The following is a 24,130-nucleotide window of genomic DNA, read 5'->3' as shown; positions in this document are numbered from 1 at the left end:
TCTTCAAGAAAAAGAAGCTTTAAGGCGAGCTATTCAGCAGGGATTTGGCCTGTTCGACCCAATGAGTGGCGGTGGGGTCGTCCTGGTAGAGAGCGATGATCCCCTGCCAGATCTGGCGGGCATTTTCGAGTTTCCCTTCGGACTGAAATTTCTCGGCTCGCTCAAAGGATGTCTGTATGAAGGCATCCCGTTCGGCTCGTGAGACCTGCTCTCTTTCGAGAGCTTCGATCTGATTATTGACAATCGTTTTGAGCACCTCGTACTGGCCATTCCCTTCGAGCAGCACGCGCAAAGATTCAAAGGTCTTTTTGGCGGCGGGGACATCTCCGGCATCGAGTTGAGCGCGGGCCAGGCGCAAAAGTCGCTCGGGTTCCGAAGCGGGCGGATCAATGCGATCCCTGCGTCGTGAGGGCAGAATGGTCGACTCGATCTGGTAGACCTCGATCTTTTGCAGGTAAGGCTCCACCTGATCGCGCCAGCGGACCGGATCGGATTGCAGCAGAGGAATGAGATACTGGTCGCGGGCACGGAACCAAGCGGGGCCCGGCGGGCCTTCGAGCAGATCTTTGGCAATCTCGAACTGTTCTTCGGGCTCAATACCGGTGTTGAGGAACAGATAAACGCCACCTCCTGTCACTAAAGCAAACAGAATCAGGAGGACGTAAGTGTTGTTGAGAATTCGTGAGAAGAGACTCTGGCGATTCTGCAGATCGATTTCGGCGCGAACGAGATCACGAACGAACGTGGGGCCGAGTTCGATCGGTGGAAAATCGCTGGAGGGACTTCCTGCGGGTTGACGTGAGGTGGTTTCTCCCCCTTCGAGCCGGGAGTGGTATGTCCCTTGAGCGGCTTCGATCTGGAAGTCGACGCGCCTTTGGATTTCCTGCAGCTTTTTCCCGAGGACATAGGCATCTGGCGGACGTTTGGAAGGATCTTTTTCGAGTAACTGACAGACGATTTCATCCACGAGGCTGGGCAGCTCAGGGAGGAAGGATTTCGGCTTATCGAACTGGCCGAAGCGATGTTTGTTGAGAATCTCGGCGGCACTGCTCCCTTGAAACGGGGGTTTACCGACGAGCATGACATAGAAGACAGAGCCCAGTGAATAGAGGTCACTGCGGCGGGATGATCTGGCCCCCTGGGCTTGTTCGGGGGACATATATTCGGCTGTGCCGATGACGCCGCCGGTGGCTGTGAGTTTGCCACTGGCAAAGACTTGAGCGACGCCGAAATCGGTGAGTTTGACTTTCCCATCGGGGGTAAGGAGGAGGTTTGACGGTTTGAGATCGCGATGGATGACGCCGATATCGTGGGCAGCTTTGAGAGCACCGCAAATGAGAATGCCAAGTGAAACCACTTCGCGCCACGGGATGCGCTTTTCGCGTTTGAGGCGTTGGGTGAGAGTCTCGCCTTCGACATACTCCATGGCGTAGTAGTGGGTCTCGCGATCAGTTCCGCAGCCGTAAAGGCGAACGATCTGGGGATGATTGAGTGAGCGGAGGACTTCGATTTCGCGATGGAACCTGGCGACGAAACCTTCTTCGCGAGCCAATGAAGCGGGCAATTCTTTAATGGCGGCGAAGGCTCCGGTGGCATCGTCACGTCCGAGATAGACGTTCCCCATGCCTCCAGAGCCGAGTTGCCGCTCGATAATGTAATTGCCAATGCGATCCGGGAGCATGCGAAGGATTTGCTTATGAGGTGATGGAAGAAATTTTATGAGAAGTGACTGAAAACGATCGCTAAAGAGTTAATTCTAAGGAATGGATGAGATTTGTGTGGTTTGGAGTCGTTTACCACTGAAATCGATAGCTTGAGGATAATCATCCACCAGCGGCTCTGTCATGGGTGAAATGGGTGACTGTCTCAAGGATGGAAATTCTTGAAACTGTGAGCAGACCCATCGTGCACTGCCGTTCTCTGTGCGGTAGACTTATGGTGTGTGCTCGCAGTTGATTTGCGGCTCCCTTTCCGAATCGTTTTTAGAAACAGCTAACAGGAGCTGCGTGAATGACTCACGCCTGGCATGACGTAACACCTGGTGAAGATCTTCCTTCAGAGTTCACCGCCATTATTGAGATCCCCCGGGGTTCCAGCGTCAAGTACGAGCTGGATAAGGAGACCGGCATGCTGCGACTGGATCGCATGCTGCACTCGGCTGTGTACTACCCTGCCAACTATGGTTTTATTCCGCAGACCATGGCTGAGGATGACGACCCGCTGGATGTGCTGGTGCTGTGTCAGGAGCCGGTTGATCCGCTGACGCTGGTTGAAGCGCGGGCGATTGGTCTGATGACGATGATCGACTGCGGCAAGCGGGATCATAAGATTCTGGCTGTGGCGACGCATGACCCGGAATTCAACTCGTTCCATGAAGCGAGTGAGTTGCCACCTCATCGGCTGGCGATGATTCGCCGCTTCTTTCAGGATTATAAAATGCTGGAAGGAAAGCAGGTCGAAGTTGATGATCTGACCAGTGCCGAAACCTGCTTCCCGATTATTCGCGAAGCGCTGGAAAGGTACAGTCTGGAACGTCGCAGGGGTTTTCGTGAAGCCAAGTAGAACGCAGCTAGGTCAAAGGACGACTGATCGGCTCAGGTCGATTTCTGCGTCGACTCGCTGAGTTTGCACTCTCACTGAGGGGAAGGTCTGTGTCTGCAAGTCGAAATGTGGGGCTGGTGCTGTTCGCTCTGGCCTGGTTTTGTGGTGCATGTTTCTACGGGGCAAATCTGCAGAGTGAGGAAACTCGCACCATGCGAAGAGTGGAGATTGTGGCTCATCGCGGTGCTTCGCACGATGCTCCGGAAAACACGATGCCGGCTGTGCTGCTCGGGTGGGAACAAGGCGCTGATCTGGTCGAGATCGATGTTTACTTGAGCAAAGATCGAGAAGTTGTGCTGCTGCACGACAAGACGACCAAACGGACAACCGGAGTTGATCGACCGGTGGCGGAGCAGACGTGGGCAGAGCTTTCGACACAGGATGCCGGTGCCTGGAAATCTCCGAAGTATGCAGGGACGAAGATTCCTCGACTGGCTGAAGCATTGGCGAGCATTCCGCAAGGCAAACGCATGCTGGTGGAGGTGAAGTGCGGGCCAGAGATTGTGCCTTACTTGAAGCAGGAGTTTTCGAAGTCAGGGCAGCCACCCGAAGCGATCGTCGTGATCTGTTTTCAGGCTGCGGTCTGTCAGGCTGTCCGCGAGCAGATTCCTGAGCATCAGGTGTATTTTCTCGCTGACATCAAGAAGCCGAAAAGTGGTGATAAAACACCACCGACGGCTGAAGAGCTTGCTCAGACAGCCAGACGTCTGGGCGTCCACGGTGTCGATCTTTCGGCGACCACCGATATCGACCGGAAGTTTGTCGAGACCATTCGTCAGGCGGGTCTCGTAATGCATGTCTGGACAGTGGATGATCCTGAGTTGGCGCGGGCCATGTGTGAAGCGGGAGTGGACAGTATTACCACCAATCGACCGGCATTTCTGCGTGCAGAACTGGCAAAACCTGCTGTGAAGTGATCACTGGGGTGTTGTAAGATAAAGATGGTGCATTCCGTAAGAACTCCATGACACCCTACGCAACCTGATGCGGATAAGACCAACATGTCACGTTCCTGATTCCCGAGTGCATCATGAGCATTGCAGAAGATGATGACGACTGGTGGAAGAAGGGGAAGAAGCCCAAGGACTGGTCTTACGAAGACGACACTTATGATCAGGTGGATGACGAAGAACCTGAGTACATGGAGTGTCCGCATTGCCGGGCCGATGTTTACGAGGATGCGGTTCGTTGCCCGTTCTGTGGTGAATACATCAGTCGTTCGGGGAGCCCTTTTGCGAAAAGCTGGTGGGTCTATGCCATCGTGGGGCTCTTGCTGTTCACGATGTTGCTCTTGAGTTTGAGGTGGTAGCAGCGATGGCCTGAGTGCGTGCTGAGAACATTTGGAATTATCCAGCCTGAGCGGAGCATCCATGAAATCCTTGCTGTTCTATCTATTTAGCCTTTTGGTGTTTGCGAACTCTTTGTTATCGACGGCTATTCAGGCCGAGACGTTGCCGCCACTTGTCAATGGAAGAGTGCCCGCCAATCTGGATGAACTCTGGGCAGACTTCGATCCTCGCAACGAGCCCTTGGAAGTCGAGGTTCTCAGGGAATGGGAGCAGGATGGCGCGGTGTGTCGTCTGGTGCGATTTCAAGTGGGTGTTTTCAAAGGTGCACCGGCAAAAGTCGCGGCGTTTTATGCATTTCCTCAGGGAGGGCAGAAGTTACCGGCACTGCTCTCGATTCATGGCGGGGGACAATCGGCCGGCTTTGATAGCGTGCTGAAAGATACCGTGCGCGGTTACGCGAGCATGTCGATTAACTGGGGAGGCAACCCCTTGAACTTTGGCCGAGCGGTCGTGAAGTATGAGGGGCCTCAAACCGATTGGGGTCGACTTGACGCCACGCACCCGCCGCAGCGGAACAAAGCGAATCACTTTGTGAGTGAGTTGACGCCTGACGAATACACGCTCGATGCGGTGGTATCGCCGCGGAATAGCAACTGGTTCCTGGTGTTGATGGCTGCCAGGCGTGCGATCACGTTCCTCGAATCACAACCAGAGGTGGATGGTTCGCTGATTGGAGTTTACGGGCATTCCATGGGCGGCAAGCTCACGACGAATCTTGCGGCCATCGACAAGCGTGTGCGGGTGGCTGTGCCCTCTTGTGGTGGTGCGGGTGATCTCACCGAGTTGCAGATTGACGTGCCGGGAGGGCTGAAAACGAAACTATCAGCGATGAAACTCGCGTGCGTTTCGGACAACGCCTACATCCCGCGACTGACATGTCCGGTGCTGTGGCTTTCGCCGACCAACGACTTCCATGCACATATTGACAACATGGCCTGGAACTGGCGAGAGGTTCCTGATGAGCGGTTCCGCCTGAGCATTTCGCCACATTTCAATCACCGCCACACCAAAGAACATGAAGTCACACAGTTCCTGTGGTTTGAGGAGCACTTGAAGGGTGCCTTCCAAATGCCGGAAACGCCCCAAATCGAATTGCAGTTGAAGACCCAGGATGGCGTACCGCTGGTTACGGTTGTGCCTGATGGATCGCAAGCGGTGCTGAATGTGGCCATCTACTATGCGATCGATCCACACGAACTGACACGGTTCTGGCGAGATGGAAAGGCCGAGAAAAATGGCGTGCAATGGCAGGGCAGGTGTCCCGTGATGAGTCTGGACCAGCCCCTCTTCGTCTATGCGGATGTGACGTATGAGTTGCCCGGCCGCTATCGCACGGTCTCCAGGAAATACCAACTGTCCGATACCTACAAGCTGAGTTCGCGGGTCCTTTCCAGGGCCTCTGCTGAAATGAAAGCGGCTGGTGTGATGGTGACGGACTCTCCGGAACGCCTGATTGATGATGGAGCACGCGGGTGGCACGACTGGTATCAGATCAACTGGGACCATCTGCCGCTCTGGAGCGCCTCGACGCGTAAGCTGAAGGATGTCAAATGGCGTGGTCCGAATGGTGCCAGGCTGATGTTCGACATCCGTTGCCACACAGATAACTCGCTGGTCGTGAGTGTGCACTGCAACGAGTGGGGCGCTTATGAGCCGGGCAAGCCCGCTGTAAGTTACAGCGTGATCAAGCCACTGAAGGGATCGACCGACTGGCAGACGGTTGTGGTGAGTCTGGAGGAACTGGCGGTCACTGACCCGAAATTCTCGACGCTAATAACGGACTGGCAGACGGTCTGTGAGTTGAGCATCAGTCCTGCCGGACAGACGACCAGATCCGGGCAATTGGTCAAAGTGGACGCCAAGCCCTGGGAGGGGCCGCGCGAGATCCGCAATCTGCGCTGGGAAGGTGGCAAGTATTCCAAGAACCGGATGTCTAACTCTGCTCTCGCACCTGCTGAGCATGAGAAAGCTTTCAACGAGGCGATCAGGAAATCGTTGCAGCAGGAGGAGGCGGACCGCAAAGGGAAGTGACGGATGTTTGTTTTCCATCGACTCGTCCGGATGGCTGACCGTTGAAAACCCACCTTGCCGAAAAAGTCTGTTCAGAGCTACAGTTCCTCCCATGAAGTCTGTCTTCAGGGAAGGGATGGCAAGCATGGGTCTGGGCACTTTATGGAATCGTCTGACTGGGCCACAGGGTTCAATCCGATCATTGGGTTCTGCCAGGTCATGGGGATCTGCGGCGGGATCAACCCGGCTGTTTGGCCGGCGGGGAGTGGCCGAAGAGTACCTGTGTGGCGAAGGGATAGAGATTGGTGCTTTGCATAATCCCCTCAAGGTGCCAGCCGCTGCCCGCGTGACCTATGTGGATCGGATGTCGTATGACGATCTGATTCGCGCCTATCCAACCATGGCTAATAAAGGGATCGTACGCCCGGCGATTATCGACAATGGTGAGACGCTGGCGACGTTGGCGAATACATCGCAGGATTTTGTGATTGCCAACCACATGATTGAGCATGCCGAAGACCCGGTCTCGGTGATCGAAAACTTCTTGCGCGTCGTGAAACCAGGGGGCGTGATTTATCTGACGATCCCGGATATGCGGGGCACGTTTGATCGGCATCGGCCAGAGACAACTGTCGAGCATCTGCTACGCGACTATCGGGAAGGCCCGGCTTGGTCGCGACGCGACCACTTTGTCGAGTATGCCCAGCTCGTCGATCAGGTGACAGAACCAGCGGCTCTTGCAGCGCACGTCGAACATCTGATTCGAACTGAATTCAACATTCATTATCACTGCTGGTCACAGCGGGGGATGTGGGCGTGGCTGAGTGCCCTGCAGATGGAACTCAAGTTCCCTTTTGATGTCGAGTTCTATCTGCATCGAAAGTCGACCAAAGGTGAGGGCGAAGGAATCTTTATTCTGAAGAAGCATCTCTAAAACGCATACCAGAAATCAATGGCGTGTTGAGGGTTGATCAGCATACTTGCTTGGAGCTACTGTTTATGACACACAACGTTGATTGTGTGCTTTTTGGTATGTGGCTGGAGGCTGGGTGGCTGGGGTCAAACGTCTTCGTTTGCCCCCAGGTTTCTTGACGCTGGTTGTTTATGGCGATGTTGGGGAGTTCTGAAGAACGCTACAGATGCATTGGTGCTGGTGAACTCGATTTGAAGAGGGGGCGGATGAAGACATCCGACCCCTGCCACCCTGGCAATGCATAAACTCTCACTCAGAAAAGGGGTAAAGACCACGCCCTTTCGCACAGTTTTGATTTTTGTGGCTCCAGGGTCGTGCCACCCAAGGGCGAGACAAGAGTGATGGCGTGACACGCGCATGGCGCGGCTTCTTGTCATCGCACTAAGTACGATGACCCGGCCACGAGTTGGCCGGGCTACCCGTCATCCTTGGAGGCATGCTTGCCCAGAGCTGCAAGCATGGCACACAAGTACCCGATGGCAGAATGAAGTGTGGTGGCGTGGAATGCGATGATTACTCAGATTCGACTTCGCCGAATTGCCATTCTTTAACGAGGTTGCCATCGATCAGTTCGGCCCGGATCCAGCCGAGAGAGAGGTCGCTATTTCCTCGACCGAACTCGATGCGGATCCCGGTGAGCAGGTCTTGAACTGGCAAGGTGATCTCGTGAGTTTCCCATTCACCTGTCTGTGTGGCTGCAAATTTGGCCTGCCGGTTTTGCGTAAAGCTTGGCTCGCTGGCAGTTGACCACATGACACGCCCTTCCATGCGGGACGAGGTCTTGAGTGGCAGGCGAAGGCGCAGTTGCCGATTCACATGCGGTACATCGTAGGTTTCAAAGAGAATGGGTCGATCTCCGGAACGTTTGAGGACTAGCTCGCCATCTTCGACTTCGGCATCGGCACCAGTCGCCCAGCCTTGTTGCGGTCTTTCAAAGTTCGGATTTTTCTGTGGAACCAATGCGCGGGTTTCTATGAGAAAGTTCTGGATGAGGTTCGTCAGGCGTACGATTTCATCCCGGCGTGAACGTGCGAGGTTGATGCGCTCGCCGGGATCATTCTGCAGGTCGTAGACTTCAATGCGGTCTGTCTGGGTGACATGACCACCGAAGAAGCGAATGAGCTTCATGTTTTCACTGCGAACAGAGATCGCAGGTGTGGTTCCTGTCGTTGGGTTGTAGTGCGGGTAGTGATGAAAGATGGCACCTCGATCAAAACCTGTGGCCCCTGTGAGTGCGGGTTTCAGACTGACGCCGTCAATCTGATGACCTGCGGGGATGGTGCCGCGCGCCATATCGACCAGGGTCGGGAGGAGATCCACAGCACTGACGGCGTCGTCGCAGCTGCGAGCAGGAGTGGCGACGCCAGGCCAGACGACGATGAGAGGGACCCGACTGCCCCCTTCATACATCGAGCCTTTGCCACCACGGAGCGGTCGATTGCTGGTGAGGAGGTCGCCTTCGATCGTGTCGGTCATGTTGCCACCGTTATCGGAGGTGAAAACGATGATGGTGCGCTGCGTGAGCTGGAGTCGCTCCAGTGCGGCGACAATGAGGCCGACGCGCTGGTCGAGTGCCGCGATCATGGCGGCCATGACCGGGGCCTGCTGTGGATCTTGAGAGGGGTCTGCCAATGTGCGTGCCTGCTGTATATCCCCAGATGGAGCTTGAAAAGGTGCACCGACTGATTGATACCACAGATTCAGAAAGAACGGTTCCTTTGAATTGGTTTCCATCCAGTTGATGGCCTGTTGTGTCAGCAGATCATCAGCATGTTGACCGGCGAACTGCGGCTGACTGGTAAGCGGCGAACTGCAGACAACGTGAGAGAAGCCCTGATTTTCTGGCTGAGAAGCGTTTTCGCCCAGGTTCCATTCGCCCATGAAAGCGGTGGCATAGCCTGCGTTTTGGAGAATTTCTGCTGCAGTGAGTTCATCGCCAGGGAGTTGAGTGCGTGATGTCGGGGTGATCATCGAGATATGGGAAAGGGCGGTTTGTGGCAAAGAGGGTTCGAGAATTTCGCCCGGGTTGAGTTCCCGCGATTGAGTCAGCTTCAGACGTGCGGGCCATTTTCCAGTGAGGAGGCTGGCCCGGCTGGGTTCATCGAGCGAACTGCTCGAGTAGGCTTGAGTGAAGATGACGCCGCGAGCGGCGAGGGCATCGATGTGAGGAGTGCGGGACGACTTGCTGCCGTAGATGGAAGTGTCTCGCCAGCCGAGGTCATCGACCATGATGACGATGATGTTGGGGCGGTCGGCGAGGGCTGCCGAGGTGGTGTCAACACTCGTTTCCGGAGTGATTTGTGCGAGTACGACAGGTGTCGGGCTGGTTGTGAGGATCCAGATCAGGCAGGCAAAGAGCAGGCAAAGCCCCGAGACAATGCGAGTGAGGCGACGCTGATTCAAGTACGCTTGGCGATCCGGCAACATCGAGCGCCCGCTTCTATCCGATCATCGGTGGTTTTCTGTGGTGGTCATGCTCAGGTCAAAATACAGGTCTGCGGTCTGGCGAGCCGCTGGAATCCTGATTCAATCCAGTGATCCGTTCAATTCAGGATCAGTTTGTCTCAAACCTGAAATGATTCGTGGAGGCCTGCCATCGGGCGCAGTGACAGTCCATTTCACAAATCATCGTGCTCATTGTCATACTGGACTTTCAGTCAGTGCTCAAGTGAAAGATCGATTGATATCGCCAGGCACTCGGAGATCTACTGGTGAAGATCGGGAGATCTTCGTTGATTTTGATGAAGAACCTGAGAAGAAGAGGTTCACAAACGACCCGGGGACGAACGAACTGTCATGAGCAATCGAGATTCTTTGAACGCGCAAGGATGCCGCAGAACCCCCTGGATCAGCCAAAACCCCGGATCCATGTATCTATCGCAATTATCCATTTTCACGATCTGGGATCTCGCAGGTTGCTGACGCTTGCGGCGGAAAATTTTACCCATTATCCCTAAGTCCATGTATCATGGAGGTGTCGAAGCGACATTCGGCAATTTTTGCCATCAATCGAGGGTGTGTCGCCGATAGATTGAGAAATGTCAGCAACGGGCCTTGCTGGTGTTCGACTGAGCGAGCCTTTCGTGTGGAAAGGCCTGATGAGGGCTGGAACCTGTTCTCTTGCCTCACTCAAAGCGTATCAGGGACATCACTGGGAGAAGGAGTGAAATGATGGGTCGTTTTATCCGCAATGTGGCTGCACTGGCAGTCGTCACTGCACTGGGGATTTCTGCTTCGGGATTTGTCGAAGCGAAGCAACCTGGGGCTGTCTATGGTGGCCCTTCGTTCGGCCAGATTCCGCCAGTTCCTGGCCAGGAGCCCACCGCTCTGCAGCCTATGGCTGATCCGGCTTACGACAGCATGACCACAACCGTGGTTTCGCCGGGTGCGGCTTATGTTTCCACAACTTCCTGTGTGCTCTATGAGTGTGTGAATTACCGCAGAGAGCGGAACATTGCACCATGTGCAGTTTCCAAAATTGTGTCGATCAAGGATCCCTGCAATCCCTGTCAGTGCGTCTGTGTGAAGATCTGCGTACCACCTTGTGCCTGCGAAGAAGAAGTCAAGGTGAGTCGCTGTGGTGACAAGGTCGTTTATGACTACGGCAAGTACTCGGTTGAACTGACTTCGTCATCACGTCGTGGGATTACCGTGACCTATCACGACTAAGCCCGATGTAATGCTCGAGTGAGACGTTAAATGGTGGGTTCAATGGCCAAAACATGCTTGCCCAGAGCCGCAAGCATGGCACTCTGAGTGAGTATGGTCATTAGAGCACCCGTTTGAATTGAGCTTGAAACAGATCGCCCGCCTGATGATTCACATCAGGCGGGCGATTTTGTTGGTGATGATGATTTCTTTCAGGCTGAGGGAAATGATACGTTTCCCAGGAAGTAACAGCGTTGTGCTGGTTGCGAAGGCATGCTTGCCCAGAGCTGCTGTCTATTACACACAACTTTGCCGGCGTGCTGAGTACAGGGGTCGCTGGAGACTGTGTGGCTGGGGTCAAACGTCCTCGTTTGCCCCCAGGTCGTTTGATGTTGGTTGTTGATGGCGATGTTGCGGAGTTCTGAAGAACGCTACAGATGCATTTGTGCTGGTGAACTCGATTTGACCAGGGGGCGGATGAAGACATCCGACCCCTGCCACACCGGCAATGCATAAACTCTCACTCAGAAAAGGCGTAAAGACCACGCCCTTCCGCAAAGCCTCCAGGGTCGTGCCACCCAACGTCGGGCCACCCAACGGTTTTATGAGCGGCGGATCGCTTCCATGGGTGTGAGTCTGGTGGCCCACAGGGCGGGGTAAAGTCCGCCGAGCACACCCAGTGCCATACTGAAAGCGAGGCTGAAGAGGAGCAGGCCGGGACTTGCATAAAGGTTGAGTTTATCGGGAATGGACGCATTGACGACGAGTGTGCCAATCCAGCCCAGTGTGCAGCCGAGAATCCCGCCAATCAGCCCGAGAGCCGCTGATTCGTAAGCGATGAGCCGCAGAAGATCCCACGATGACCAGCCATTGGCTTTCAGAATGCCGAACTCGGTCATCCGTTCGGTGACACTCATGAGCATGGTGTTGAGAATGCTGAGCAGGGCAATCACGACCCCGATGCCACTCATGAGGTACATGAAGATATCCAGGTCGGAGCTGAACTCCTGAATTTTGGTGCCCCAGTCACGGGCGGAACGAACTTCGAGACCTTCTTCGGCATCGCTGGTGTCGGCTGCAGAGTTTTCGCCGGAGATGTCTTCGGGGCTGGGCTTTTCACCTCCTGCGAGAAGGACTTCGCCAGAAGTCGACGAGTTGGCCGGCGCTGGTTTGCGTGGTTTTCCGAGATCTGACAGCCCCGATAAGCCAGCGACGAACTTGTCGGCGAGTGTCGCTTCTGTTCGACCAGAAAGGCCGGCGATGGTATCAGCCGACGGTTGCCATTTGCCGAGGGAACGTCCACGGAATTTCTCGCGAATAGCCTTGGAGAGTTCGTCAGGATTCATCTTTTCCACCGGTTCGATATAGACCGAAGAGATGATCGAAGGATCCATGCGGTAGAGTTGTCGCAGAGTGGATTGATCAATGACGATGGCCACATCGAGCAGGATGGAACCTGTTTTGTAGACGCCAATAACTTCCAACAGGTTGCCATCGACTTTGATGATATCACCTGGTTTTTTGCTGGAATCGCGGGCAATGGCTTCGCTGATGACGCAGCGGTTGGTGCCGACGTCGGCAAGTTCCAGGAAGCGCCCGGCTTGAATGTCGTCGCGATAGACGGCCGACTTCATCTGGAGAGTGGTGGGGATATCGGTTCCGAATAGGAAGCGTGGCGGGTTGAAGGTCATTTTGCCATCGACCATCTGGGCTCTGGTCCAGAGTTCGGGCCTGACGACACTCACGCCGGGAACTTCGCGGATTTCTTCGGCCCAGGCGGCGGGCATGCGGGAAAACAAGGGGATGGGTGCGCCGGGTTGCATGGCTGCCAAGCCCGGGATGCGATCAAAGGTTCTGCCGACAGTTCGTTGCAGGCCGACAGCAATCGAGAAAAGGCCCACCATCCCCGTGATGGCGACGGTCAGGCCCAGGAGAGCGAGAATTGAACGAGCCGGACGACTGGCCAGATTTTGCCACGCGAAATGCAGCATTCCAAACTTCTCCCGATCCTTCGATGTGGTCGTCAGCCTGCCTGTCAACTGGCATACGTATTGGAAGCAGGTGGCCTCCAACATTCTAGCGTGGAGGGCGATCGTAACTCTCATCGCGAAAGAAACGAAAGGTCAATTGTCGTGAAACGAGGTTTCAAAGGTCGGTTTTGATGAACAACTGCTATACAAAATGTGTGGCGTTGAAGTCTGAGGAAGAGGACTCGCTTTTCGCGGGGATGGTGACTGCGATACCCTTACCGGGACGTTGTTGAGGAAAATATGCCGCCATGTTGGCGGGAAATTCCTCATGGCAAAGGCAGAGTGTCAGCGTGGGTGAGAGCAGTGTCGTCATTACCGGATTGGGGGCTGTTTCGGCAGCTGGCACCGGGACGGAAGCTCTCTGGCAGGGATTGATCCGGGGTCAGTCGCTCATCGAAACCCGCCATGAGGGCGAAACTTTTCGCGGCTTGCGGCACATACCAGCCTCTATAGCGATGACAGGTGGTTATCTTCCGCAGGAGCTTTTTCGCCAGAACGAACCGTGGCACGATCCGTTGGAAGCGGCCGCTGTGGCTGCTGCCCGCGAAGCGTGGGAGAGTGCGGATGGTGATGGGCAGTTTGAGCCTGTGAGGATTGGCTGTGCTTTCGGTACCAGCAAAGGGGGCGTTTACGCAGCGACCCAGGCGTGGCAGTTATCGCGCGAGCAGGCCCGTCATCTGAGCGCGATTGAGAGAGATGTTTTCTTATCGGTTTTTCCGCATGAGGCTTCGCGACTGGTGGCGACGGTCTGCAAAGCACGCGGGCCATGCTCCGCTCCCATTGCGGCCTGTGCGACAGGACTGGCAGCTGCGATGCAGGGGGCGCGCTGGATTGAAGAAGGGTTATGCGATGTCGTGATCACCGGGAGTGCGGATGCTTCGCTGCATCCCCTCATTCTGGCGGCATTTCAGCGGTTGGGAGTGCTCGCGTCGCAGCGCAATCTGCCGGAAGGATACTCCCGACAAAGTTCGATCGAATGCCGACCTTTCGACAAGTATCGGCATGGATTTCTGGTGGGTGAAGGAGCTGGTTGCCTGGTGCTGGAGCGCGAATCGTCGGCGGTCGCCCGCGGGCAAAAGATTCTGGCGCGCTGGCGGGCCGGGCGGCAATTGACGGATGCGGCCAGTTTGATGCAGCCCGATCCTGAAGCGCAGAGCCTGCAGCGGCTGATTGTCGATCTGCTCAAATCGGGTGATTGTGACGCTCAAGAACTGGGGTATGTCAATGCCCATGGAACGGGGACCAGGCTCAACGATCAGACGGAGTTGATGGCCTTGCAACAGGTGCTGGGATCGTCATTGCTCGAAGAACTTCCTGTGAGCAGTTTCAAGGGGACGATTGGTCATCTGCTGGGGGCTGCGGGGAGTGTGGAACTGGTGGGTACAGTGCTGGCACTCGATCGAGGAGTGGTTCCACCGACGGCAAACCGAACTCAGGTTGATGGCGAGTTCGAGAAGTATCTGTTACCGGCAGAAGCCCTGCCCATGAGAAAAAACGTGGCTTTGAAGCTGTCGAGTGGCTTTGGCGGGCATTTGATGGGTGTGCTGCTGGAGCGTCCTGATTTATGACGAATGCAGGCGGCTCATGAAGGTGTCGCGCCAACTGGTCGAGAGAAACGGAAGTGCCAAAGCTTCTTTGAGCAGGCTGATGTTTTGCTTTTCGCGGTACATCAGTTGGTTCAGGCGGCTGATGGGCCAGGCAGGTGCTGGTCGCGCGATGAGTGTGATTTCATCGCCTTGAGCCAATGTTCCCGGCTGAATGACGCGCAGGTACCAGCCCGTCTTGCCGGTCTGAATGACTTTGCCGGGAAGATCGGTCATTTCCCAGCGGCGGCCCAGCTTCCAGCAGGGTTGGCGCGGTTGAGAGACCTGGAGCCTGGCTGTGCCAATGGCCCAGAGATCGCCGACGCAGACTTCGGCTTCATGAAGAGTTTCGCCACTGACCGTGAGATTTTCGCCAAAGGCACCGTAAGAGAAATCATCTCGCTGCAGTGTGGTTTTCCATGCGGGGTAATGCAGGGCGGCATAGATGCAGAGGGCTTTGTCGGTGCCGCCATGATTGATGAGATCGGCCTGACCATCCCCTTCGAGTCCATGAGCATCGAGGAGTAATCGCCCTGTGACGGGAGATTTCCAGAAGCCTGTCCAATAGGCGGGTTGCCGGTCACTCAGCGCGGGCCGCTGTTGCGGTCTGCCGACTTGCAGGGAGGTGATATGACCGAGGGGCATGGTTGTTGGGTATTTGGTATTTGGTATTTGGTGTTGGGTGTTGGGTGTTGGGTGTTGGGTGTTGGGTGTTGGGTGTTGGGTGTGGCCCATGCGGTGGTGATGTTCATTGAAGCTACGTTGTTTGAATGGCGTGGGAAAGTCGAAACCTGTGGCTGGGCGGTTGGGATGGCGGAAAGTTAAAAGAAGACCACGCCTTGGGGAAGACCTCAGGGTGTGCCCCCGCTGTCGTGTGGAGTTTGATCGGGGCAAGACATTGCTGGCGAGCCAGTAGTGGTACGCAAGAGGTTTCGCGATGCTGATTGAGTCACCAGGAGGCTGATGTTCCAGCGAATGAGTTGGCCGAGCATGGTGCGATCTGGCAGAAGATGAGCGCGAGCAAGTGTGCGTGCATCCTGTTGTCGCTCATGGTCAATTCAATCGTTTTAACCTCCTGATGTGCTTGGTTTTGTGAGGTGTCTAACGATGTTTGATGCACGAACAAATTTTCGTGAATATTCGTCGAGATGAAGAACTGGACTAGGCAGTGATGAGGTGCATTGTAGCATTTCAGTTCGTTCTATAGAGGGTTAGTCGTCAGATGAGCCTATATACGCATTGGTATGTATTTATCCGTTTTTTCCCGGATGGTTCAAGATTTTAGGGGGCGGTCACTATGTCGAAGTTGATGTCTTCGAGGAAGTCTGGATTTACGCTGATTGAGTTGCTGGTGGTGATTGCGATCATTGCCATTCTGATTGCGCTATTGCTGCCAGCAGTGCAGCAGGCGCGAGAAGCCGCGCGAAGAACTCAATGCCGTAATAATCTGAAGCAGTTGGGTTTGGCGTTCCACAACTATATGGAAACGCACGGCACCACGCCGATTCACCAGCATCGAATCGCAGGTGACTATACCGGCGGGAATGGCCGAGCGGGTGGCAAGTCATGGTATTGCTTCATCCTGCCGTTTATCGATCAGGCTCCGGCATATAATGAGTTGAATTTTTCTTCGGGCGGTGGCTGGTCTGAATTTGCCGCGGGAACGACGAACCAGATGCGGGTATCCCGAATTCAGATGCCAGCCTTCAAATGCCCGTCAGAGTCGATGGTCAATACGGCGGATGGGATTCCTGCTGCTAATTTCAGCTATCTGGCGAATGCTGGTCGCCCAAGAAACCTGCTGATGCCTGGCCAGCCTTCAACAAGCGGTGGCCCACCCCCACCGTCAAAAGGGATCGTCACAATGTCCCGAATGAATCCCGGCTGCGGGTTTAGTGCGAATTGGTCGCAGACAACGAACAACGTGGTTCGTATTCGTGACGTGACTGACGGAACTTCCAACACCGCCATGCTGAGTGAATCACTTGTTGCTTCGAGTAGCTCACATACTGACCGGCGCCGCAATCTCTCGTACACCAACTCCGCAGCCATTGAGCAGTACGATGCCTACATCGACAACGTTGTGCGGGATGGACTAGCGAATCCAATCAACTTCGCCTCCTGGACAACTTATAAGGGCCATTCATGGATGTATACCGATTCTTGGCAGAAACATGTTTACGCCCATCTCTTCCCTCCCAATACAGTCAATATTGCCGCCTACAGCACGGAGACATTTCGTTGCCATGAAGGAGATGGCGGGATCACGGCCTCCAGCGAACATACGGGTGGCGTCCATGTGACGATGATGGATGGCTCGGTACGTTTTGTCTCCAACAGTGTAGATCTTGCGACATGGTGGGCGTTGGGTACCAAGGGAGAAAACGAGGTTCTCGGTGAATTCTAATTTTCTTAATACTATCCGCCACAGCCATGCGGCAGTTGGCATATTTCTCTGCCTTTGGGTATTCATCTTTTCGGGTTGCTCGACAGACACCGGAGAGCAGACGAACAATCGACTCAAGGAATTGCCCTATACACTCGATGTTGTCGGGCAGGAGTTTGTCAGCCGCTTTCAGGCAACGAAAAAGCCAAGCTCCGAGGGTGCTCAATTAGCCATCCGTGAAGGAGGTATTGTTGAGCATGGGGGCAGTGGGCCTTCCAGCGCGCCGCAGACGCTCGAAATGATCGCGGATGACATTCTGACAAAATTGCGTCGAGTGGATACATTGTCCAAGTCCGAGCAGGTTCCTGCCTTTGAAAATTGGTTGAGAACGTCTTCAAAGCTGGACGAGAAGTCGGTTCAAACGCTTATTAGCGCTTTGCAACAGGCGGTCGCTCATGAACCTGTCGAGTCATGAAGTTGCTGGTTGAGAGTCTTTTCGTTTCGGTAAAATCCTAGACTCAATGAAAGCACCCGGTGTTGCATAGAACACCGGGTGCCTTTTTATAACTGCTTTCGTCGTTGCTGGAAGAGACTTTGGGCTGTGTCGGTGGGTAGATGGGCATTGTGAAAGCGAATTCTGACAGGAGGTTGGGTGTCAGTCAGTCGGATGAAGACCACGCCCTTCGGCGGACCTCAGGGACGTGCCACCCTTTGGGGTGCCACCTACTGGATCAGTGACAAACACCCAATACCCAACAGCCAACAGCAAATCCCAACCATCCACCCACAACCACCCACCAAACTACTTCACTTCGCCGCAGTCGGTGATTTCGACCTTCTGGCTGGTCTTGCCGCTTTGGCTGCCGACCTTTTCGATGGCCTTGACGACATCCATGCCTTCCACAACTGAGCCGAAGACGACGTGCTTGCCGTCGAGCCATTCGGTCTTTTCGGTGCAGAGGAAGAACTGCGAGCCGTTGGTGTTGGGGCCGGCATTGGCCATGCTCAGAATGCCTGGGCCGGTGTGCTTGAGCTGGAAGTTTTCGTCGGCGAACTTGCTGCCGTAGATCGACTTGCCCCCGGTGCCGTTGTGATTGGTGAAGTCACCACCCTGGCACATGAAGCCGGGAATCACGCGGTGGAAGGAGGAGCCTTTGAAGCCGAAACCTTTTTCGCCTGTGCAGAGAGCGCGGAAGTTTTCGGCTGTCTTGGGAACTACGTCATCACGGAGTTCCATGACGATTTTACCGGCGGGTTTGCCGCCAATGCTGATATCAAAGTAGACCTTGCTCAATTTTTTGCCTTCCGCTGCAAACAGGTGAGATCCCACAGTGGCTGCTGCAACGGCAGTAGCCAGGGCTTCGCGACGATTCATCATGGTGAGCATCCTTTCAAAGAGTGGTTCATCCATAGGAACATGAGAGACTTTGTACCGGCGTTGATGAGGCATAATGGCCTGATCGTTGCCAGTGGTTCATGAATGGTAGCAAAAGATCAGGTTTCCCCATCATAAGTGATGAGGCTCTTGATGGGGTAGTTCCCCAGCTTTTTGCGGCCATCGAGGAAAGAGAGTTCGACGACGAAGCCACAGCCGACGGCTTCGGCACCGGCTTCTTGAGCGAGTTTTGCGCAGGCTTCGATGGTGCCGCCGGTGGCGAGCAGATCATCGATCAACAGCACCCGGCTCCCCTGGCCAACGGCATCGACGTGAATTTCGAGCGAGTCGGAACCGTATTCGAGGTCGTAGGAGAATTTGCGTGTTTTGTAAGGGAGCTTGCCGGGCTTTCGTACGGGGATGAAGGCTGCACCTAAAGCAAGAGCAAGTGGTGCCCCAAAGAGGAAGCCCCGCGATTCCGCCGCCAGAATAGCTGTGGGTCGAGTGGGTGCGAAGGTGCGTTTGAATTCGTCAATCGCGTAGCCAAAGGCATCGGGATTGGAGAGTAAGGGGGTGATATCGCGAAACAGGATTCCGGGTTTGGGGAAGTCTGGAATGCTGCGAATGTATTCCCGCAAATCCATAAGTGGCACCTGCTGCTGAAGGTCAATTGATCGCGACGTGAAAATCGGTTGGCAATATCTTCCGCAGTCTGGCTGTGCACTGCAAGCATACCTGCTTACGCGGCTGTCTCTGAGGTACAACGTTGCTCGTGTGCTTTGTCAATTACTGGCTGGAGAAGAGGTGTCTGGAACCCTGTGGTACAGGACGCGGGCGAGGGTTTTGCTCCTTCTCCCGTTCTGACGGGAGAAGGATGGGATGAGGAGAACTCGAACGTATTTGGCGAGCCCGCACGTATGGGGCGAGCCGTCAGATCCGATGGCCGGTCACTTCTGCCGCCGCATCGTGAGCGAGTCGCCAACTGTCGATCGTCGAAATTACCACCATCCCACCAATCAACCCGAGTGTGATCTGGAAGTCGATCAGTGAGGGAACGGCGGTTTCCAGATCGATCGACGATCCCGTCCAGAGTGACGAAAGCCTGAGTGACAGAGCTGCGGCAGCGATCCCCACGCCGATATGCAGTTGCCGCCCCAGGCTGAAAATGACATTGGCCTGTCCGGTTAAAGTCGGAGGGATATCTGAGAACGCCAGGGTATTCAGGCAGGTAAACTGCATCGAACGCGAAAGCCCGCCAGCAAACAGAATCGCCATGATCAGCATGATCGGGGTCTGGGCCTGGATTGCCGTGCAGGCCCAGAGTGTTGCTGCACAAATCAAGCCGTTTACGATCAAGACGCGCCGGATCCCATAACGCCTGAGCATGAATGTCGTCGCAGGTTTCATCCCCAGATTTCCCGCGAAAATGGCGAGCATCAAAAACCCTGACTTCGCTGCGCTGTAACCAAACCCCACTTGAAACAGTTGTGGAAACAGAAAACTCGTCGATCCCACCACCATGCGGAACAACCCTCCCCCCAGCATCGTCACCTGAAACGTGGGATACCAGAAGACCCGCAGATCAAACAGTGGATGAGGTGTTCTCAGCAGATGGACAATCATCAAACTCCCCGCGAACAGACTGCCAATCAGCAAAGAAACAGCCAGACTCCAGTTCTCGCCCGGCTGGCCAATCAACTCCATGCCATACAACAGACAGGACGACGCCAGACCGCACAGGCAGAAGCCCATCAGGTCAAACGGATTCTGATGCTCACTGGGAATGGGCGGGATCATCCGTAGCGTCAGCGCGAAGGCCACCACTCCCAAGGGGACATTCAAGTAAAAAATCCATGGCCACGAAGCATATGTCGTGATCAGCCCGCCCAGGGGAGGCCCGATTAATGGCCCAAACAGCGCAGGCCAGGTGAGATAGGCAATGGAACGCAACAGATCCTGCTTCGATGTCGCCTGCAGCACCACCGCGCGGCCGACGGGCACCATCATCGCTCCACCCAGCCCCTGCAGGACACGCGCACAGGTAAATTGCGACAAACTCTGACTGAACCCGCACAGCACCGATGCCAGAGTGAAAACGACGATTGCCGTCGCAAAGACCCGTCTCGCTCCCAGTCGATCTGCCAGCCAGCCACTGAGCGGAATAAAAATCGCCAGGGCAAACAGGTAAGCCGACAACCCCATGTTCAGATCGACAGGGTTTTCGCCAAACGAGATGGCCATTTGAGGCAACGCCGTGGCAATCACCGTACTGTCCAGATGCTCCATAAAAAAGCACGCCGCCACCAGCAGTGCAATGGCCCTCGACGAACGAGAACTCTTTCCCTCCACTGGCAGATCGTCAGGTTGCTGTGATGAATTCTCAGCCCGGCTCGCTTCCACTTTGCTCCTTATCGAAATGCACATATTCTGCCATCGGCAATCCTTGCCGGAAATGATGTTGACGAAATTGCCGATTTCCCCAACATTCTCACCGCGGCCACTGACCAGCTCTCAAGGGCCTTCGTGCGAACTGTTCCCGCTCGATGGTTCGTGAGTGACGGATTAATTGCCAGTCCACCCGCCATGAGGATCATGCGAGTGAAATTGACTGGCAGGAATTGTGGCTGCTGGAGCTTTGCCATGGATGGATCTCCTGACTACTACATGCTTTCGGGCACACGCCAACTCTCTTCATTCGCCTGGAGATTGGTGGGTGTGGTTCTGGCATGCACCTGTTGCCTCGCCCATGATGTTCCGGCTCACGCCCAGAGCTTCCTGCCACACGGGCCACGCTTCACTTATGCCAACAATCAGACATCTTCTCTGATTGGCTACAATCGCTCGGAAGAATTCGAGCAGGCCATTCGAGCGCAATCCCCTTCTCCCACGTTTGAGCAACCTTACAACCCTTCCTTAGGGGCTCCACCGGCTGGGGCGTCTCCTCAATATCAGGTTCCTACCGATCAGGCCCCTTATCTGGCCCCGCAAGGAGGTTATCAGGATCCTTTTCTGCAATATCCAGGAAATGCCGTTCCCGATTCGATGAATGCTTTCGGGGGTTCCCAGGTCTTTGGTGTCAATGGCCCGCAACCTTTCCGCACCGGATGGATTCCCAGCCTGGAACTGGGGTGGCTCGCTCCCGCCAATGCAACTGGGGGGAATGCCAGCGGCGATATGCAGATCTTCGAAATCGACAGTGAATTGCGCTACAACACGATCATCGGACGGGGCGGCTTATTCTCCATCGCCCCGCAATTCGGCATGCGATTCTGGGATGGCCCACTTTCCCCCAACCTGCCTGGTGAGGTCTATCGTTTTGGTCTCGATATGCAACTCGATACCGTCCCGGTCAATGGCTGGGGTGTGCGGGTGGGCTTCAATCCTTCGATCAACTCTGACTTGACTGCCAGCCTCGGTTCCGATGCGTTTAACTGGGATGGTACTGCCGCCCTGGTCTATCAGGCATCTCCCACATTCACCATAGTCGGTGGTGTCACCTACTGGGATCGTGTGGATAACTTTCTGTTGCCTTACGGCGGTGTGATCTGGTTGCCCAGTGACCGATGGGAGTTCCAGGTGCTCTTCCCCCGAGGCAAAATCAGTTATTTCATGGGGAATTTCCTCAATGGGAGCCACTGGCTCTATGTCTCCGGTGGCTTCTACGCAGAAAGCTATCAAATCCAGATGCAGGGGCCAGATATCGCCGAGCAGATCCAGTTTACTGATTGGCGAGTGATGCTGGGTATTCGCAGCGATCACTGCTATTACGAAAAATTCATCGAAGTCGGTGCGGTCCTCGGACGTGAGGTCGATTTCAAGTACGGCACACCCAACTTCGATCTCTCTGACACCTTCATGGCCCGTTTTGGCATTCGTTTCTAAACATCGCTGCCAGATGGAGTCTTTGCGTAGGGTGCATGCAGCGCCAGCGGAATGCACCACATTCGGCGTTGCTATCCACAACAGGTATATGAAGTCACAGAAGATTGGTGCATTGGCATGCACCCTACAAGTGGCATCTATCAACATAAGGTCTCACGCTTATATGGCGGCTCCACTGGCAATCGTTCTTGCAGCTGGCAAAAGCACTCGCATGAAGTCGGCACTCCCGAAAGTCGTGCATCCACTCTTCGGTCGCCCCATGGTCGAATACGTCTTTGATGCCGCCCGCGCCGCTGGTGTTGAACGACTCGTCGTCGTGGTGGGCCATCGAGCCGATGAAGTCCAGGCGATTCTGGCACATCACAAAGATGTCGAATTCGCTTTACAGACTGAGCAGAAGGGAACTGGCCACGCCGTCAAAATGTGTCTGCCAGCCCTGCAGACGCATCAGGGGCCAGTGCTGATTCTTTCTGGTGATACTCCACTGCTCAAAGTCGATTCACTCAAAAAACTCCTGGCTGCCCAGGGGGCTGGTGCTGCGGCTGTGATTGGGACAGCCAAGACTCAGGCCAATGAAGGGTTGGGCCGCATTGTCCGTTCTCCCGAAGGTGAGTTTCTGCGTATTGTTGAAGAACGCGATGCGACACCTGCCGAAAAGCGGATTCAGGAGATCAATACCGGATGCTACGCCTTTGATGGTCAGAAGCTCGCCAGTGCTCTCGAGCGACTCCAGCCCACCAATGCCCAGGGCGAGTATTATCTCACCGATGCACCGGCTCTGCTCAAAGCCGATCGAGAGTTAGTCATTGCAGCCGACTGCTTCGATATCGAAGAAGCGATGGGCGTGAATACGCGTATTCAACTGGCCGAGGTGGCACAGGTCATCAAAGATCGAACCGATCGGCAATTGATGGCTGAAGGTGTAACGATTGTAGATCCCCGGCTGGTGTCGATTGATCCTCAGGCGAAGATCGCTGCTGATGTCGTCATCGAGCCTTTTGTCGTCATCCGTGGTGCGGTCGAAATCGGGCCCGACAGCCACATTGGCCCGCATGCCGTTCTGGAAGGCCCGTTGACACTCCCTGGAGGTTCAATCGTCAAACCTTTCCAGCATCTTCCCTCACGATAAAGATGGCTGCTGAGGGGAAAGTTCTGGTGTCGGAAGTTCTGGCGAAAGGTTGAGGGCGTCGATCATTTGCCTAAGGCGGCCAGTTTCCCGCCGCTCGAAATGGAAGCGCAAGCGGGGGAGATCTTTCAAATGTGGCTCGTCCGCTTCAAACGGATGGGCCGCTGTTCGCTCGATCCTGCCTGAAATGAGCAGATCGGCAAACTCGACATTCAACTGATCCAGCAGTTCATCGCTGATGGGGTGGTTCAGCCTGAGTACCAGATTCTGTTTGACGAAGCGCATGCTGTTATAGACACGGTAAAAACTCAGCACTTCAGAGACGGCTGCTGCTGGCGAATGGACGATCCGGTAGAGCGAGAGATCAGCCGGTGAAATCAGGCCCCGCTCCAGAAGTTGATGACGAATGAAGTCCTGCAGAGCACACCAGTAATTGCAATCGGGCTGATCGACCAGCACGATGGGGAGCATGTCCCGCTTCCCGGTCTGGATCAGCGTGAGTGTTTCAAAGAGTTCATCGAGTGTTCCGAAGCCCCCGGGATAGACCACGATGGCATGGACTTCTTTGACGAACATCAGTTTACGGGTAAAGAAAAATCGAAACGTGACCAGCTTCGGATCACCATCAATGACCGAATTGGCCTGTTGCTCAAAGGGGAGCAGAATGTTCACACCCATCGACATCGGTAAACCGGCGCCGACATGGGCACCTTCCATGATGCCGCTACCTGCGCCTGTTAAAACCATCCAGTTGTTCCTGGCCATCAGGCGGCCAAACTCGACCGATGAAAGATAATCGGGATGATTGGCCGGAGTGCGGGCCGAACCAAAAACCGTCACCTTGCGATGGAGTCGATAGGGGGTAAAGACCTTGAAGGCGTAGCGCAGTTCTTTAGCGGCCCGGGCAATAATTTTGATATCACCGCGCGTGGCCTGATCGTGTGCCAGCTTGTCGGCCACTTCGCGAATCTGCGCGAGAAACGCCGACTTGCCACCAATCTCCGGTTCCTGTTCGGAAATCAGCGTGTGTTCTTCGGCTTCACCCGCAATCGGGAGTGGGAGTTCGTCTTCCATGGTCAATCCTGCGGCTCTGAAGGCCTGTCAATGATGCGAAGTGATTTCGTTCCTGTGAGAACGCATTTCGAGAATCATTGGATCATGCCGGAG

Annotated in this window: 19 protein-coding genes; 11 read left to right on the top strand and 8 right to left on the bottom strand. The window is 55.0% G+C overall.

All coding sequences use genetic code 11. The annotated features are described in order from the left end of the window. Positions 1-19: 19 nt before the first annotated feature. Entirely contained in the window at positions 20-1,681 is a 1,662-nt protein-coding gene (locus PLIM_RS23270; RefSeq protein ID WP_013111911.1) for a serine/threonine protein kinase, read from the bottom strand. A gap of 329 nt (positions 1,682-2,010) precedes the next feature. Between PLIM_RS23270 and PLIM_RS18850 the strand changes: the two genes are divergently transcribed. The 5 genes from PLIM_RS18850 to PLIM_RS18830 all read left to right on the top strand — a co-directional run bounded on the left by PLIM_RS18850 (position 2,011) and on the right by PLIM_RS18830 (position 6,894). Then, positions 2,011-2,562: an inorganic diphosphatase gene (locus PLIM_RS18850; RefSeq protein ID WP_013111910.1), complete on the top strand. Its 552-nt coding sequence runs from the start codon at positions 2,011-2,013 to the stop codon at positions 2,560-2,562. Positions 2,563-2,651: 89 nt separating this feature from the next. Continuing rightward, on the top strand, positions 2,652-3,518 hold the full coding sequence (locus tag PLIM_RS18845) for a glycerophosphodiester phosphodiesterase (protein WP_013111909.1): 867 nt from the start codon (positions 2,652-2,654) through the stop codon (positions 3,516-3,518). A 113-nt stretch (positions 3,519-3,631) separates the two neighbouring features. Further along, positions 3,632-3,910 (top strand): zinc ribbon domain-containing protein, encoded by a 279-nt coding sequence (locus tag PLIM_RS18840; protein ID WP_013111908.1) that lies wholly within the window; start codon positions 3,632-3,634, stop codon positions 3,908-3,910. Between the two features lie 61 nt (positions 3,911-3,971). Beyond that, complete coding sequence (locus PLIM_RS18835) at positions 3,972-5,981, top strand: alpha/beta hydrolase family protein (RefSeq protein ID WP_013111907.1); 2,010 nt, start codon at positions 3,972-3,974, stop codon at positions 5,979-5,981. Between the two features lie 124 nt (positions 5,982-6,105). After that, positions 6,106-6,894 (top strand): class I SAM-dependent methyltransferase, encoded by a 789-nt coding sequence (locus PLIM_RS18830; RefSeq protein WP_013111906.1) that lies wholly within the window; start codon positions 6,106-6,108, stop codon positions 6,892-6,894. Between the two features lie 552 nt (positions 6,895-7,446). Here PLIM_RS18830 and PLIM_RS18825 read toward each other — a convergent pair. Further along, complete coding sequence (locus tag PLIM_RS18825; RefSeq protein ID WP_013111905.1) at positions 7,447-9,360, bottom strand: sulfatase; 1,914 nt, start codon at positions 9,358-9,360, stop codon at positions 7,447-7,449. A 741-nt stretch (positions 9,361-10,101) separates the two neighbouring features. On the opposite strand from PLIM_RS18825, the gene PLIM_RS18815 reads away from it, so the two are divergent. After that, positions 10,102-10,602 carry a hypothetical protein gene (locus PLIM_RS18815; RefSeq protein WP_041402233.1) on the top strand — a complete coding sequence of 167 codons (501 nt, stop codon included), beginning with the start codon at positions 10,102-10,104 and terminating at the stop codon, positions 10,600-10,602. A gap of 581 nt (positions 10,603-11,183) precedes the next feature. Here PLIM_RS18815 and PLIM_RS18810 read toward each other — a convergent pair. After that, the gene (locus PLIM_RS18810; protein WP_013111902.1) at positions 11,184-12,572 is read right to left on the bottom strand and encodes an ABC transporter permease; all 1,389 of its coding nucleotides are present in this window, start codon (positions 12,570-12,572) and stop codon (positions 11,184-11,186) included. A 287-nt stretch (positions 12,573-12,859) separates the two neighbouring features. Here PLIM_RS18810 and PLIM_RS18805 point away from each other — a divergent pair, with 287 nt between their 5' ends. Next, complete coding sequence (locus PLIM_RS18805) at positions 12,860-14,179, top strand: beta-ketoacyl-[acyl-carrier-protein] synthase family protein (protein ID WP_013111901.1); 1,320 nt, start codon at positions 12,860-12,862, stop codon at positions 14,177-14,179. Here the strand turns inward: PLIM_RS18805 and PLIM_RS18800 are convergent. Continuing rightward, positions 14,174-14,839 carry an MOSC domain-containing protein gene (locus PLIM_RS18800; protein ID WP_013111900.1) on the bottom strand — a complete coding sequence of 222 codons (666 nt, stop codon included), beginning with the start codon at positions 14,837-14,839 and terminating at the stop codon, positions 14,174-14,176. The genes PLIM_RS18805 and PLIM_RS18800 overlap by 6 nt on opposite strands. A 652-nt stretch (positions 14,840-15,491) precedes the next feature. On the opposite strand from PLIM_RS18800, the gene PLIM_RS18795 reads away from it, so the two are divergent. Both PLIM_RS18795 and PLIM_RS18790 read left to right on the top strand, forming a co-directional pair. Then, a complete protein-coding gene (locus PLIM_RS18795) occupies positions 15,492-16,601 on the top strand; it encodes a DUF1559 domain-containing protein (protein ID WP_013111899.1) in 1,110 nt (369 codons plus the stop codon). Next, a complete protein-coding gene (locus PLIM_RS18790; protein WP_013111898.1) occupies positions 16,591-17,055 on the top strand; it encodes a hypothetical protein in 465 nt (154 codons plus the stop codon). The genes PLIM_RS18795 and PLIM_RS18790 overlap by 11 nt, the downstream gene beginning before the upstream one ends. A 327-nt stretch (positions 17,056-17,382) precedes the next feature. Here the strand turns inward: PLIM_RS18790 and PLIM_RS18785 are convergent, their stop codons facing one another. The 3 genes from PLIM_RS18785 to PLIM_RS18775 form a co-directional block, all read right to left on the bottom strand. Further along, complete coding sequence (locus tag PLIM_RS18785; protein WP_013111897.1) at positions 17,383-17,958, bottom strand: peptidylprolyl isomerase; 576 nt, start codon at positions 17,956-17,958, stop codon at positions 17,383-17,385. Between the two features lie 116 nt (positions 17,959-18,074). Beyond that, the gene (locus PLIM_RS18780; RefSeq protein WP_013111896.1) at positions 18,075-18,599 is read right to left on the bottom strand and encodes an adenine phosphoribosyltransferase; all 525 of its coding nucleotides are present in this window, start codon (positions 18,597-18,599) and stop codon (positions 18,075-18,077) included. 286 nt (positions 18,600-18,885) lie between these two features. Then, positions 18,886-20,355, bottom strand: a complete 1,470-nt coding sequence (locus tag PLIM_RS18775; protein ID WP_013111895.1) for an MFS transporter — start codon at positions 20,353-20,355, stop codon at positions 18,886-18,888. A 240-nt stretch (positions 20,356-20,595) separates the two neighbouring features. Between PLIM_RS18775 and PLIM_RS18765 the strand changes: the two genes are divergently transcribed. Both PLIM_RS18765 and PLIM_RS18760 read left to right on the top strand, forming a co-directional pair. After that, positions 20,596-21,837, top strand: a complete 1,242-nt coding sequence (locus tag PLIM_RS18765; RefSeq protein WP_013111894.1) for a hypothetical protein — start codon at positions 20,596-20,598, stop codon at positions 21,835-21,837. 163 nt (positions 21,838-22,000) lie between these two features. Then, positions 22,001-22,966, top strand: a complete 966-nt coding sequence (locus tag PLIM_RS18760; protein ID WP_013111893.1) for an NTP transferase domain-containing protein — start codon at positions 22,001-22,003, stop codon at positions 22,964-22,966. On the opposite strand, the gene PLIM_RS18755 is transcribed toward PLIM_RS18760, so the two are convergent. Then, entirely contained in the window at positions 22,958-24,037 is a 1,080-nt protein-coding gene (locus PLIM_RS18755; RefSeq protein WP_013111892.1) for an LOG family protein, read from the bottom strand. The genes PLIM_RS18760 and PLIM_RS18755 overlap by 9 nt on opposite strands. Positions 24,038-24,130 lie beyond the last annotated feature (93 nt).

It is taken from the genome of Planctopirus limnophila DSM 3776 (genome assembly GCF_000092105.1).
GTDB lineage: Bacteria > Planctomycetota > Planctomycetia > Planctomycetales > Planctomycetaceae > Planctopirus > Planctopirus limnophila.
Note: the sequence above shows the minus strand (reverse complement) of the source record. Positions and strands in the feature narration are given on the sequence as shown.